A 13,057-nucleotide genomic window follows, 5' to 3' on the forward strand; every position below is an offset into this window, starting at 1 on the left:
ATAAAAAAAGGGTTGTATTAAAGCGTTCGCTTTATATACAACCCCATAATGCTATTATTAAGACTTATTTAGCCTGAACAAATTCCAGGTTTAAATTGATCTTAACATCTTTGGAGACACCCATTCCGGTTGGATCATACTTGATGTTATAATCTAAACGGTTAATCGTGGTTGTCGCGTTGAAACCCGCTTTAGTATTCGACTGCTGGTCTTTCGCTGTGCCACCATAAACAACCGCAAATTTAACATCCTTAGTTACGTCGCGAATAGTCAGTTTACCACTTAATTCGTAATTGTTACCTTTCAGTTTTTTGAAAGATGAACCTACAAAAGTCATCGTCGGGTATTTAGCTGCATTAAAGAAATCATCTGTTTTCAAGTGATTATCACGCATTTCAACACTTGTGCTGATACTATTAACGTCTACTGTAAAGTTAATCTTTGCATCTGTTAAATCTGGTTTGGCCGCATCAACAGTACCTTCAAATTTTTTGAATGAACCGTCAACAAAGGAAATACCCATATGCTTCACTTCGAAGTTCACGAAAGAGTGCATAGGATCAATCGTCCATTTGGTTTGTGCAAAAGATGCCGCACTTATAGAAAGTGCTACAAAAAATAAAAATACTTTTTTCATAATCATATTTGTTAGCTGAATTGTATCACAAAGGTAAAGACCTGATGACCATTCCGCCTTGATGTATGGTAAGAAATACTTATTTCTTCGCAATTGTACTTTTTACCGTACCGCAATCATACATTTCACTGCCATAATATGGGTTCTGAATTGTTTTGGCATCACTCAGCCAGCTAAACCTTCCCATTGGGCAATACTGTACAAAGGCATCTTTTTTATTTATTTTGAGCGCTTCTGTAAGCTTAATGAATGAAGTGCTGATACCTTCAAAACTTTTACGCTGACTTTTTATATCGGCCGCCTTGGCTAATTCACCGGCACCGGTACGAATCAGCGCAGATTGCTCCATCCATAATTCATGCTGTGCGTCATTTGCGAATCCCTGGTGAGGAACTGCTTTCAGTGCTGCCTGTAAAACCAATGCAGCCTTTCCGGCATCCTCAAACTGATCTGCTGCCAAAGCATTTTTCAGCGAGTAATAGCTTTCTAAGCTAGTATTAAATTTATCAGACACTTGTTTAGTCTGTGCATGAGTTGAAGACACTGAAAGGCTTAAAAACAGTGCTATACTTAAAATTATCGTTTTCATCATCAAAAAATTAAAGAAGGATCTACTCCTCCGGTTTTATAAAACATTAAAAAAATTAAATTCGGCTCTTGCCAGGTACATATTCTTGTTGTACCTGCCGGGTATATCACCAGCCACCTGGAATCTGTATCCTAAATCTATGCGCGTTCTGCTGTTAATAATCACCTGAACAGCAGGTGCCAGATCCACATATGTCTTTCCATTTGCGGGATTTGTTTTTCCGAGCATCTCAAAATAGATATTGAAATTGGGCTGATTGTAATTTTTATACACAAAAGGAAGCACCAGGTAACCAGAGGATAAACTGTATCCCAGTAACTGATCCGGGCGTGGCATTCCTGCTATTTGTTTACTTTCCACATCAAATGCCTTAGTATAACTCAGTGTAGCAGACAGGGCTAATTTATGCAATAACTGCGTTACAACCACTCCTCCCTGTACACCGCTATTATCTCCTTCTAAATTGATATCCTCGGTGTAAGTAGGGCGTTTACTCGTGCTTAGTCTTCCGAATGCTGCGGCACGTAAATGCTGTTGCGTTCCGTCGACAGATAAGAAGCGGTATTTCGCATACAAACTTCCGCCTTCCAGCCTGTATTTACCGTCCATATCAGAGAAAAACCCCTGGGCATGTGCCATCAGGTTTTTATTAAAACTGACCATCAATTCAGGAATTGTCCGGTTCATGGCACCAGCATTTAAAATTCCCTCATTAGTCACCCTGATGCCTATAGATTTAGCCGCCATGTTACTTGCTGGCTCAGTAAAAACATATAATTCCTGCGCCTGAATGCGCAGGCTCGCGCAGAGCAGTAAAAATACTGCAGTCAATTGATAAAATCTCATCCGGGCTGCTTAGATGCTTAAATGAAAAATACGTGTTTCCTTACCTTCCACAACACCTTTTCCAGTCAGGTAGGCCGGAGACTTAAATTCAGCAGCGTTTTTTTTGAATGCCGATGAAGTAATAAAATCCTTATCAAGGATTTTCGCAGTTACAGGACCGTCCAGCGTTTTGCTCTTTGCATTTACAAACTGAAATACTGCACCGTCAAGTTTTGCCAGTCCGCTCTCATCTACGGTTGTATTTTTGAAGTTGATCGTCGCAGAAAGATCACCTACAGAGAAACCCGCATCCTGCACTTTGTCTCTGATCTCATCCATATTTACCTGTTCATTGTTTTTGAAGGTAAGCACAAAAACATTTCTGTTCAGGTCTGGCGTAACAGACTCAATGAAACCAAGACTTTTAAGTGATGTTTCCGTAGCGCGTGAGCACATAGAGCAGGTAAGCCCGTTAACTTGTACCTCTGCTTTTGAAATTTGTTGTGCAAAGGTGTTTGCACTAATAAAAAGGATTGAAAGTATGATAAATGATTTGATCGTTTTCATAATTGAAATTTTTGTAAAAGATGTTGAAATAAATTAAACGCATCGCTTCATACCGGTCATACCGATAGCAAGCAGGTAATTCATTCCTGGTCTAATTTCTGAAAACGCAGTTATAGGCATATAAAGACAGCTTCGCTGAGAGCGGTGGTGCTTTATTTTCTGCCTTGCTGAAGAGCTTTGGAAGAACTTCTTTAATCAGGCCCGAAATAAAAGGGGCAATAAACAACTGAATACTATAGTTCTTAGGTAAATCAACTTTCAAACCGGACTGATGGCTGTCTTTGATCTTCGCATCTACAGCCGTATTCTTGCAGCAGTTATTTTCAGCAGACGCCTTTTTGGTCATTTTACATGTTCCGCAACGCGCTACTTCGGTGAAATGAACAGAAGCCAGTTTACCCCCGCAAAAATGCAGACTCAGTGCAACACCGATTACGCTAATCAGGTAAAAGGCACACAAGCCAAGGGTTATTTTCTGTTTCAAATTCATTCGTTATACAAACTTAATGATAATTAATTAAAAAACAGTTTCTCCGTCAGAGATTTTCATAAAGCAAAATTCTCTATATCTTAGCAGCTCAATCTAACCGCTTATGAAATTTCTTGCTACACTCCTGCTGTCTCTATGGCTGATTACGGCCTTCGCTGCCAGGCCAAAACACAGCTATATCCGGATAAAGACAGACCAGGGAGAGTGTATCATCATGCTCTACAATGCCACGCCTCAACACCGTGACAACTTCATTAAACTGACTAAAGAAGGCTTTTATAACGGGACAATCTTTCACCGGGTGATTAAATCATTTATGATCCAGGGAGGTGACCCTGATTCCAGGAATGCGCAGCCGGGCAAAGAACTTGGCAATGGTGATGTGGGCTATACGATCCCTGCAGAATTCCGCGATAGCCTCTTTCATAAAAAGGGGGTACTCGCTGCAGCAAGAGATGATAATCCGGCAATGGCTTCCAGTGGCTGCCAATTCTACATTGTCCAGGGTAAAAAATTCAGTCCGGCGCAATTGGACAGCATGGAGATCAGGAGGCTGCATTTTAAGATTCCGACCGCACAACGTGCAGTATATGAAACTTTGGGCGGTTCGCCTCACCTCGACAGAAAATATACAGTTTTTGGAGAAGTAGTTCAGGGAACTGACCTGGTAGATAGCATTGCAATTATGCCTACAGGTGCAAACGACCGGCCTAAGGTGGACGTAAAAATGACAGTCACGCTGCTCAAGCGCCGTGAAGCAAGAAAAATAGAAAAAAAACTCAGGCTAAAAACGGCCGCATAATATATAGAAAACACAACAAATGAAGATCATCTCTTATAATGTAAACGGAATACGTGCAGCTTCAACAAAAAACTTCTTTGGCTGGCTGAAGGCGACTGACGCAGATATGATCTGCCTTCAGGAAGTAAAAGCATTACCTGTGCAAATTCCGGAAATCATTGCCTTAATTGAAGAGCTGGGCTATCACCATTACTGGTTCAGTGCAGAAAAAAAAGGCTATAGTGGTGTGGCCATTCTCAGCAAAATTAAGCCCAATCACGTGGAATATGGTTGCGGAGAAGAATGGATAGACAAGGAAGGACGCATTTTAAGGGCTGATTTTGACACCTTCTCTTTGATGAGCGTCTATCTTCCATCCGGATCATCCGGAGATGAGAGACAGGTTAAAAAGTATGAATTTATGTCATTCTTCCACACTTATATCACCAATCTGCGCATTAGTATCCCGAATCTCATCGTTTCCGGTGATTACAACATCTGTCATGCAGCAATTGATATTCACAATCCTAAATCGAACGCTAAATCTTCCGGTTTCCTGCCAGAGGAAAGGGAATGGATGGGGGTCTTTCTTGACAGCGGATTAATTGATACTTTCCGCCAGTTTAACAAGGATCCGCATCACTATACCTGGTGGAGTTACAGAGCCGGGTCAAGAGCAAAGAACCTCGGATGGCGTATCGATTACCATCTGGCCACAGCTCCAATGCTGGAAAGACTGAAAAACGTAAAAATTCTGCCCGATGCGATCCATTCAGATCACTGCCCGATCCTGCTTGAACTGGATGCTTGAGTGCTGAAATAAACAATCCGCTCCGGCGTAATACACAAATCCAGACGGATATCATTCACGTGGGTATCAGCAATGGTACCCACACTACTAAAAAAACACAATCCTGCTTTAATGCAATTTTGTCCTTCAAGGAAGCGGTCATAAAATCCTTTCCCATACCCTACACGATAACCGCGGTCATCAAAGGCCAGTAAAGGTACAATCACCATATCTATTTTTCCCGTATACTGTTCTTCCTGCATAGGTTCCAGGATATTGAAGATACTCTTCTGTAAATCTTCTTCTCCTTTAAAAGTATGGTGTGTCATTAAAGCTGTACTGAAATCTGCCCGGGGCACCAGAATGTGTATCTGCGGCTGATGAATCCGCAGCCAGTTGATCAGCAGAAAGGTATCTGGTTCATTTTTCTCCACGATGGGCAAAAAAATATGCAGTGTATGTATGTTTTTAAAATCCAGCGTTGAAAATTTAGTCAGCAGGGCTGCATTTAACGCGGCAATTGCTTCCCTTGTCAGCCCCCTTCTATCGGCCATAGCGCCTTTTCTGATCTCCGCTTTGTTCATTCCGCAAGTTAGGAATTCCTGTAAAAAAATATGGCTTCGGGAACCACTCCGAAGCCAAAATCAACCTAAACCTAAAACTAAACTATGAAAATTCTTATTTTACTCTTTCTATGTAATCGCCTGTGCGTGTATCAACTTTGACTTTATCGCCCTGATTCACAAACATCGGCACTTTTATTTCTACTCCTGTCTCCACCGTTGCGTATTTCAATGCACTAGTAGAAGTATCGCCTTTTACAGCAGGCTCTGTGTAAGTGATTTCCAATTCTACATGAGCAGGTGTCTGCGCCATGATTGGCTCTTCACTTTCAAATGCAATCACTACATTCATTCCCTCTTTTAAGAATTTAATTGAATCCCCGAATAATAGCCTGGGAATGTTAAACTGCTCAAAAGAACTATTATCCATTACAACAAGGAAATCTCCATCCTCATATAAATACTGATAATCATTGGTTTCCACACGGCAAATTGTCACCTCTTCATCTGTACGGAACCTGTACTCAACTAACTTACCGGTTTTAACATTGCGCATTCTCGCTTGATAGAATGCTCTTAAATTTCCAGGAGTACGATGAAGAAACTCTTCAACAGCGACTAATTCTCCGTTGAACCGAAGAACATTACCACTTTTTACTTCTGACGCTTTTGCCATTTTTTATATTGTTATGATCGCATTTCGCACTAAGTAAACGCTCATTGTAATCAGGTTATTATACCCTTCTAAAAATAAACGCTTTCTTTGAAATTTTGCCTAAACCAACAGCCGTATTTCGTGCCGCAAAGGTAAAGACTATTTATCGATCTCACAATAGCTATTTGCAAAAATATTTATTAAGTGAAAATACGCCTTGATTCGTGACACTTCACTTGCAAATGAAGCCTAATTATTGCTATTTGTAGTCCATAATCTGGATCTGGCGCGTACAAAAAGAATATTCTTCTTCCTGATTTGAGCCTACAAAAACCAATCTGTCTGTACTGAATCTGCTGATGAGTTCATGGTACCAGACCATTCCCTGCCTGTCCAGATTGGACGTTGGTTCGTCCAGCAGCAGTATTGGGGTATCTGTACAGCAGGCTAAAGCAAGCTTGGTACGCTGCTTCATACCAGAAGAAAAATATTTAAGGGCTTTATCCTGCGCGCTGCCCAGGCCCAGCAGATCCATTAACTGAGCTGCATTGATATCCGGATGGAAATTTTTGAATTTAAAATGAAAATCTATCGTCTCCTGCAGCGTAAATTCCTCTACCAGATCCAGGTAAGGGGCCGCAAAACTGATCTGTTTATATATTTTTTCTACAGGAATTTCCTGCTCGCCGGCATATACAATCGTGCCTTCAGAAGGTGCAAGGCTACCCAATATTACACTTAATAAGGTCGACTTTCCCGAGCCATTGGGCCCGAGGATGGCATATTTACCGGCAGAATGAAAAGAATAAGTGAAATTTCTGAAAATCCATTCCTTATTAAATCTTCTGCCGGCATCCTTTAAATCGATCTTCAAAATTAAGGTGTTTTAGCTTCCTGATCCAAAGCCTTTCATCACACCCCTGTTTGAATTACGGATAAAATCAACTATTTCATCCCTGATTTCAGTAGGTGCAAATTCTGCTTCTATTTTATCCAGTGCTTTGGTTACGTTATTATGCTTTACAAATAATACCCTGTAAATCTCCTGGATTTCGTTGATCTTCTCCGAAGAAAAACCACGTCTCCTCAAACCTACAGAATTGATTCCCGCATAAGAAAGTGGCTCTCTTGCCGCTTTAACATAAGGAGGAACGTCTTTTCTTACCAGTGAACCGCCAGTTACGAATGCATGTGAACCAACTTTAACAAACTGGTGTATTGCTACCAGTCCCGCCAGAACTACATAGTTACCGATAGTGATGTGTCCTGCCAGCGTAGTGCTGTTAGAAAAAATGCAATGATCACCAACTTCACAGTCGTGCGCAATGTGGGAATAAGCCTGTATAAGGCAATTACTTCCAATTACAGTCTTCCACTTGTCTTTCGTCCCTCTGTTAATTGTAACGCATTCTCTGATCGTTGTATTGTCACCAATCTCTGCTGTAGTTACCTCCCCGGCAAACTTGAGATCCTGTGGCACGCCTGAAATCACTGATCCGGGAAAAATCCGGCAGTTTTTACCAATACGTGCGCCGTCCATAATTACAACATTCGATGCAATCCATGTACCTTCTCCAATCACAACATCCTTATGGATAACTGCAAATGGCTCAATAATAACGTTATCCGCAATTTTGGCATCGGGATGTATATATGCTAAGGGTTGAATCATGATACGCGTTCGCTTTCTTTTACTTTTGAAATTTGTGCCATCATTTCTGCTTCAACAACGACTTTGTCTCCTACCATACCTACACCTTTCATCTGTGCAATTCCCCTGCGGATTGGCTCCATCAGGTCACACCTGAAAACGATAGTATCACCTGGTAAAACCTGTGCCCTGAATCTTACTTTATCTATTTTCAGGAAGTAAGTCAGGTAGTTCCTTGGATCCGGAACCGTACTCAGCACCAGGATTCCTCCTGTCTGTGCCATCGCTTCGATCTGTATTACACCCGGTAATACCGGTGCGCCCGGAAAATGTCCTTTGAAGAACTCTTCGTTCATCGTCACATTTTTCACTCCAACCACATGTGTTTTAGACAGTTCAAGAATTTTATCTATAAACAGAAAAGGCTGTCTGTGCGGCAGTATATCCATGATCTGCACCACATCATATAATGGTTTTACAGATGGATCATATACTTTCTGTACTTTTTTGTTTTTCTCTTTTTTTATTGCTGCCTTTATTTTTTTAGCAAAGGCAATATTAGCCGCATGGCCTGGTCTCGCAGCCATGATATGCCCTTTCAGGTATGTCCCAACCAATGCAAGGTCACCAATCATATCCAGCAATTTATGGCGTGCCGGCTCATTCTGATACCGCAGCTCCATATTATTCAGTATACCCTGAGGGGCAACTTCTATTTTTTCCCTGTTAAAGATCTTGGCAAGGTGATCTAACTCATCCCGGGTTACTTCTTTATCAACAATAACAATTGCATTATTTAAATCACCACCCTTAATCAGGTTATTCTGCAACTGGTATTCCAGCTCATGCAGAAAACAGAAAGTACGGCAGGAAGAAATCTCTTCCTTAAATTCTGCAATGCTGGAAATTACCGCATGCTGACTACCCAGAACAGGAGAATTATAATCGATCATACAAGTAAACCTGTAATCGTCCAGTGGCATCGCCACAATCTCTACCTTCCTGTCAGATTCAGTATAAATGATGTTATGAGGAATCTGGAAATACTCACGGTCAATACTCTGATGTACAATACCAGCACTTTCCAATGCTTCAACAAATAAGATTGCGCTGCCGTCCATGATAGGCATTTCCGGCCCATCCAGTTTCATCAGGATATTATCCAGATCCATACCCACTAAAGAAGCCATTACATGCTCTACAGTACTGATACTGGCCCCATTCTGAGTTACGGTTGTTCCTCTTGCAGTATCTGTTACATTATCGCAATCTGCGTCAATTATCGGCTCTCCGGGTAAATCCGTTCGCTGAAACTTGAACCCATGATTTTCCGGCGCCGGACAAAAAGTTAAGGTAACATTCGCTCCTGTATGCAAGCCTACCCCCTGTACAGAAACTTCGTTTTTTATAGTTTTTTGTTTAACGTTCATTATTGTTTTGTGTGGTACTAAAGTCTTTATGTTTGGCTTTATCTGCGACTGCAGCTTCTAAATTTGCTATTCTCTTATTCATACCCGGCAGGTCCCTGAACAGTACAGAAGCACGCATCCAGTTTCTTAATGGCTGAGCAGGCGAACCGTGCCATTGTTTATCCTCTTCAGTAATACTGAAGTTAATTCCTGCCTGTGCACCCAGCTGTGTCCCTTTTGCAAGCGATAAATGGCCGGCGATGCCCACCTGACCTCCAATAAGAGATTGTTCTCCGATTTTTGTACTGCCTGAAATTCCTGCCTGTGCAGCAACTACAGAGTTAGCACCGATCTCCACATTATGGGCAATCTGAATCAGGTTATCCAGCTTCACTCCTTTTCTGATAAAAGTAGAACCCATTGTAGCACGATCTATTGCTGTATTGGAACCGATCTCTACATCATCTTCAATAACAACATTTCCAATCTGCGCAATTTTAGAGTAAGTGCCATCCGGCTGAGGAGCAAATCCAAAGCCATCACTGCCTATTACCGTATTGGAATGAATGGTAATCCTGTTCCCTAAAACAGAACGGACATACACTTTAACACCAGGATAAAGGATACAGTCTGCGCCAATTACGGCATCCTGCCCGATAAAAACCTGCTGATAAATTTTACAGTTGTCCCCAATCACCGCATTCTCTCCGATGTAGGAGAATGCACCAACAAACACATTCTTCCCTATTTTAGCAGAGGGATGTATAAAAGAAGGTTGCTCAATTCCGGTTTGTACCGAAGACATATTCAATGCTTCATTATACTTATCCAGCAAAACGGAAAAAGCACTATAAGGATCCTTCACCTTAACCAAAGTGCAGGACACGGGTTGTGAAGGGAAAAAGTCGGTTCCAACAATTACAACCGAAGCTTCAGTTGTATATATATAATTCTCGTACTTTCGGTTTGATAGAAAACATAACGCACCTTTCTTTCCGTCCTCTATTTTTGAAAGTTCTGAAACTGTAACATTTTCATCACCTTCAACGATCCCACTTAAAAAGTCGCTTATCTGCTTGGCAGTAAATTGCATTCTACAAAGTTAAATGTTAAATTGATATGAACAAATAAACTCAAGCCGTTAATTTATGGCCAGTTTAAAATTTAAGGCTAAAAACGGTATTAAACATTAAATATTTTGTTAAATAATGCTAAATTATTCTTGGATAGCATAATATGTGCTTTCTGACAGTTTTGTCCAGCGATTCCAGATTGGACAAATCAGATGCTTTTGCGATATCGATAGTGGTATTATTTTTTAACAATATGTTTATTGAGCTGTTTCCTGCTTTTGCATCGTAAGCCCTGTTCATAATCGTATCTGTAAACACAAAATAAGCAGCGTCTTCCCCGCTGATTTCCAGCGTTAACGCTGTACTCTCCAGAATGGCCTGTATTCTGCTCTCTTCTGCCGGTACATTTCCCATTTCTACCTTATACAGATTTCTGTTCACCAACATTTTACATAGCATAGACAAAATTCTGTCTTTATGGTCTGCCCAGGCTTTCACAGAAGCAAAAATGTCCTGATCATCCAGCTTGGCAAATTGCGCTAAGTGTGCATCAGTTTCAAAGAACTCCTTCTCAGAAATATGATGCTGAAGAAAATGCTGCAAGGCCGGAGTAGCAAATAAAACAGCTCCGTTAATAGCCAGAAATTTGGCTCTTTTAAGAATTTTAACCAGCAATTGTTCCCCTGCAATCACCGTTTTATGGAGATAAACCTGCCAGTACATCAGTCGCCGGGCTATCAGGAACTTCTCAATAGAATAAATCCCCTTTTCTTCAATAACTAAATGATCATCAGCGATATTGAACATTTTGATGATCCTGTCAAAACTGATTACTCCCTCACTTACACCTGTAAAAAAGCTATCGCGGTTCAGGTAATCCATCCTGTCCAGGTCCAGCTGACTGGAGATGAGCTGGTGAAGAAACTTTTTAGGGCATTTCCCGGTAAAAATCTCTATTGCCGCCGTTAATTTCCCATCAAATTCCTTATTCAACCGCTCCATCATGAACATTGAAATAGACTCATGGTGAATTCCGTTCACCAGCGCGTGCTCCAATGCATGTGAAAAGGGGCCATGACCAATGTCATGCAATAGTATAGCAATAGTAGCGCCCTCTTCTTCGTCCTTTGAAATCTCATGTCCCTTACTGCGAAGCACTTCAATGGCAAGACTCATCAGATGCATTGCACCAAGTGCATGGTGAAACCGTGTATGCAGCGCACCGGGATAAACCAAATGTGTCATTCCCAGTTGTTTAATATACCGCAGCCGCTGAAAATAGGGATGTGATATCAAATCAAATACCAGCTCTGAGGGGATATTTATGAATCCGTATACCGGATCATTTATTATTTTCTTTTTGTTCAATCCTGATAAAATAAATTATACGGTACAAAAATTGCTATTTTTATCGATACTAAAGGAAGGTCTACTTCTTTTTTTGATTATTTACAACATATATATACAATCATGCAGGAAACCAAGATTCTATGGGCCGACGATGAGATCAACTTATTAAAACCACATATTTTACTTTTAAACGAAAAAGGATACCACGTAACTACATTCACCAATGGGAACGATGCACTGGAGGCTTTTGGAAAAGAGCATTTCGACCTCGTATTTCTGGATGAAAATATGCCGGGAATGAGCGGACTGGAAACATTGTCTGCCATAAAAAACATAAAGAGTGATGTACCTGTAGTGCTCATTACCAAAAGTGAAGAGGAAAACCTGATGGAGGATGCCATCGGTTCAAAAATAGACGACTACCTGATAAAGCCTGTTAATCCAAAACAGGTGCTGTTAACGATTAAAAAGATTATTGACAATAAACGCCTGATCAGTGAAAAGACTTCCATGGCTTACCAGCAGGATTTCAGACGACTGGGTATGACATTAAATGACAGGTTAAGTTACGAAGAATGGATTGAAGTTTACAAAAAACTGGTATTTTGGGAACTGGAGCTGGAAAAACTGGATGATCCGCAGATGCATGAGATCCTGACCATGCAAAAATCTGAAGCCAATGCACAGTTTTCAAAATTCATTGAAGACAATTACTTAGGCTGGGTAAACGGGAAAGAAAAAGCCCCGTTGTTGTCTAATGATCTGCTTAAAAAGAAAGTTTTCCCTCATATTAACACGACTACTCCTGTTTTTTTCATCCTGATCGATAATTTGCGTTATGACCAGTGGAAAATTATCAATCCGCTGATTACTGAATATTTCAGACTGGATGAGGAAGATACCTATTCCAGCATCCTGCCTACTGCAACGCAGTATGCACGTAACTCTATTTTCTCGGGATTAATGCCGCTGGAAATGGAAAAACGTTTCCCTACCCTGTGGCAGAATGATGATGATGAAGGCGGAAAAAATATGCATGAGGAAGCATTTCTTGCAGATCAGCTGAAACGCAGTTTAAAAAAAGACTGCAAATTCAGTTACCATAAAATACTGACTTATGATGATGGTAAAGCACTGAATGAGCAGATGAACAATCTGTTGCAAAATGACTTTAATGCGATCGTCTATAACTTCGTAGACATGCTGTCACATGCACGTACTGATATGCAGATGATCCGTGAGCTCGCAAATGATGATGCGGCATACCGCTCTTTAACACTGTCATGGTTTGAGCACTCTCCTTTGCTGGAACTGCTAAAAAAACTCTCTCAGAAACAAGTCAAAGTAGTTATTACCACGGATCATGGTACCATCAGGGTGAAACATCCCAGTAAGGTAATCGGCGACAGGAATACAAATACCAACCTCCGCTATAAACAGGGCAGAAACCTGAATTATAATGCAAAAGAAGTATTCCTGATTAAAAATCCGCATGAAGCCCAGCTGCCAAAAATCAATATCAGCTCTAATTATATTTTCGCAAAAGAAGACCGTTATTTTGTCTACCAGAATAACTATAATCAGTTTGTGAACTATTATAATGAGACTTTCCAGCACGGCGGAATCTCATTAGAAGAAATGATCATTCCCATTGCAACTTATAGCACAAGATAATTT

At 40.8% G+C, this 13,057-nt stretch carries 15 protein-coding genes; 3 read left to right on the forward strand and 12 right to left on the reverse strand.

The genetic code is table 11. The features are described from left to right. Positions 1-64 precede the first annotated feature (64 nt). The 5 genes from OQX62_RS00475 to OQX62_RS00495 form a co-directional block, all read right to left on the reverse strand. Entirely contained in the window at positions 65-637 is a 573-nt protein-coding gene (locus OQX62_RS00475) for a YceI family protein (RefSeq protein WP_265829312.1), read from the reverse strand. A 79-nt stretch (positions 638-716) separates the two neighbouring features. Beyond that, positions 717-1,229: a DUF3347 domain-containing protein gene (locus OQX62_RS00480; RefSeq protein ID WP_265829313.1), complete on the reverse strand. Its 513-nt coding sequence runs from the start codon at positions 1,227-1,229 to the stop codon at positions 717-719. A gap of 33 nt (positions 1,230-1,262) precedes the next feature. Further along, positions 1,263-2,072, reverse strand: a complete 810-nt coding sequence (locus OQX62_RS00485; RefSeq protein ID WP_265829314.1) for a hypothetical protein — start codon at positions 2,070-2,072, stop codon at positions 1,263-1,265. 9 nt (positions 2,073-2,081) lie between these two features. After that, positions 2,082-2,618 (reverse strand): heavy-metal-associated domain-containing protein, encoded by a 537-nt coding sequence (locus tag OQX62_RS00490; RefSeq protein ID WP_265829315.1) that lies wholly within the window; start codon positions 2,616-2,618, stop codon positions 2,082-2,084. Positions 2,619-2,709: 91 nt separating this feature from the next. Next, positions 2,710-3,102, reverse strand: a complete 393-nt coding sequence (locus OQX62_RS00495; RefSeq protein WP_265829316.1) for an HYC_CC_PP family protein — start codon at positions 3,100-3,102, stop codon at positions 2,710-2,712. Positions 3,103-3,211: 109 nt separating this feature from the next. Between OQX62_RS00495 and OQX62_RS00500 the strand changes: the two genes are divergently transcribed. Continuing rightward, positions 3,212-3,910: a peptidylprolyl isomerase gene (locus OQX62_RS00500; protein ID WP_265829317.1), complete on the forward strand. Its 699-nt coding sequence runs from the start codon at positions 3,212-3,214 to the stop codon at positions 3,908-3,910. Between the two features lie 19 nt (positions 3,911-3,929). Beyond that, positions 3,930-4,700 carry an exodeoxyribonuclease III gene (locus tag OQX62_RS00505; RefSeq protein ID WP_265829318.1) on the forward strand — a complete coding sequence of 257 codons (771 nt, stop codon included), beginning with the start codon at positions 3,930-3,932 and terminating at the stop codon, positions 4,698-4,700. Here the strand turns inward: OQX62_RS00505 and OQX62_RS00510 are convergent. The 7 genes from OQX62_RS00510 to OQX62_RS00540 all read right to left on the reverse strand — a co-directional run bounded on the left by OQX62_RS00510 (position 4,667) and on the right by OQX62_RS00540 (position 11,398). Further along, positions 4,667-5,263 (reverse strand): 5-formyltetrahydrofolate cyclo-ligase, encoded by a 597-nt coding sequence (locus OQX62_RS00510; RefSeq protein ID WP_265829319.1) that lies wholly within the window; start codon positions 5,261-5,263, stop codon positions 4,667-4,669. The genes OQX62_RS00505 and OQX62_RS00510 overlap by 34 nt on opposite strands. Before the next feature lie 94 nt (positions 5,264-5,357). Beyond that, a complete protein-coding gene (gene efp / locus OQX62_RS00515; protein ID WP_265829320.1) occupies positions 5,358-5,918 on the reverse strand; it encodes an elongation factor P in 561 nt (186 codons plus the stop codon). A gap of 238 nt (positions 5,919-6,156) precedes the next feature. Next, positions 6,157-6,771, reverse strand: a complete 615-nt coding sequence (locus tag OQX62_RS00520) for an ABC transporter ATP-binding protein (RefSeq protein WP_265829321.1) — start codon at positions 6,769-6,771, stop codon at positions 6,157-6,159. 12 nt (positions 6,772-6,783) lie between these two features. Next, positions 6,784-7,569, reverse strand: a complete 786-nt coding sequence (gene lpxA / locus OQX62_RS00525; protein WP_265829322.1) for an acyl-ACP--UDP-N-acetylglucosamine O-acyltransferase — start codon at positions 7,567-7,569, stop codon at positions 6,784-6,786. Continuing rightward, the gene (locus tag OQX62_RS00530; protein ID WP_265829323.1) at positions 7,566-8,978 is read right to left on the reverse strand and encodes a bifunctional UDP-3-O-[3-hydroxymyristoyl] N-acetylglucosamine deacetylase/3-hydroxyacyl-ACP dehydratase; all 1,413 of its coding nucleotides are present in this window, start codon (positions 8,976-8,978) and stop codon (positions 7,566-7,568) included. The genes lpxA and OQX62_RS00530 overlap by 4 nt, the downstream gene beginning before the upstream one ends. Further along, a complete protein-coding gene (gene lpxD / locus OQX62_RS00535; protein ID WP_265829324.1) occupies positions 8,968-10,050 on the reverse strand; it encodes a UDP-3-O-(3-hydroxymyristoyl)glucosamine N-acyltransferase in 1,083 nt (360 codons plus the stop codon). Before lpxD ends, OQX62_RS00530 begins: the two co-directional genes overlap by 11 nt. 118 nt (positions 10,051-10,168) lie before the next feature. Then, complete coding sequence (locus tag OQX62_RS00540) at positions 10,169-11,398, reverse strand: HD domain-containing protein (protein ID WP_265829325.1); 1,230 nt, start codon at positions 11,396-11,398, stop codon at positions 10,169-10,171. Positions 11,399-11,500: 102 nt separating this feature from the next. Here OQX62_RS00540 and OQX62_RS00545 point away from each other — a divergent pair, with 102 nt between their 5' ends. Then, a complete protein-coding gene (locus tag OQX62_RS00545; RefSeq protein WP_265829326.1) occupies positions 11,501-13,054 on the forward strand; it encodes a bifunctional response regulator/alkaline phosphatase family protein in 1,554 nt (517 codons plus the stop codon). Positions 13,055-13,057 lie beyond the last annotated feature (3 nt).

Source organism: Pedobacter sp. MR2016-24, from assembly GCF_026239655.1.
Classification (GTDB): Bacteria; Bacteroidota; Bacteroidia; order Sphingobacteriales; family Sphingobacteriaceae; genus Pedobacter.

Excerpts from the sequence above, each read along its gene's own strand:
- OQX62_RS00475 (WP_265829312.1), bottom strand. The coding sequence starts at position 637 with ATGAAAAAAGTATTTTTATTTTTTGTAGCACTTTCTATAAGTGCGGCA.
- OQX62_RS00480 (WP_265829313.1), bottom strand. The coding sequence starts at position 1,229 with ATGATGAAAACGATAATTTTAAGTATAGCACTGTTTTTAAGCCTTTCA.
- OQX62_RS00485 (WP_265829314.1), bottom strand. The coding sequence starts at position 2,072 with ATGAGATTTTATCAATTGACTGCAGTATTTTTACTGCTCTGCGCGAGC.
- OQX62_RS00490 (WP_265829315.1), bottom strand. The coding sequence starts at position 2,618 with ATGAAAACGATCAAATCATTTATCATACTTTCAATCCTTTTTATTAGT.
- OQX62_RS00500 (WP_265829317.1), top strand. The coding sequence starts at position 3,212 with ATGAAATTTCTTGCTACACTCCTGCTGTCTCTATGGCTGATTACGGCC.
- OQX62_RS00505 (WP_265829318.1), top strand. The coding sequence starts at position 3,930 with ATGAAGATCATCTCTTATAATGTAAACGGAATACGTGCAGCTTCAACA.
- OQX62_RS00510 (WP_265829319.1), bottom strand. The coding sequence starts at position 5,263 with ATGAACAAAGCGGAGATCAGAAAAGGCGCTATGGCCGATAGAAGGGGG.
- efp (WP_265829320.1), bottom strand. The coding sequence starts at position 5,918 with ATGGCAAAAGCGTCAGAAGTAAAAAGTGGTAATGTTCTTCGGTTCAAC.
- lpxA (WP_265829322.1), bottom strand. The coding sequence starts at position 7,569 with ATGATTCAACCCTTAGCATATATACATCCCGATGCCAAAATTGCGGAT.
- OQX62_RS00530 (WP_265829323.1), bottom strand. The coding sequence starts at position 8,978 with ATGAACGTTAAACAAAAAACTATAAAAAACGAAGTTTCTGTACAGGGG.
- lpxD (WP_265829324.1), bottom strand. The coding sequence starts at position 10,050 with ATGCAATTTACTGCCAAGCAGATAAGCGACTTTTTAAGTGGGATCGTT.
- OQX62_RS00545 (WP_265829326.1), top strand. The coding sequence starts at position 11,501 with ATGCAGGAAACCAAGATTCTATGGGCCGACGATGAGATCAACTTATTA.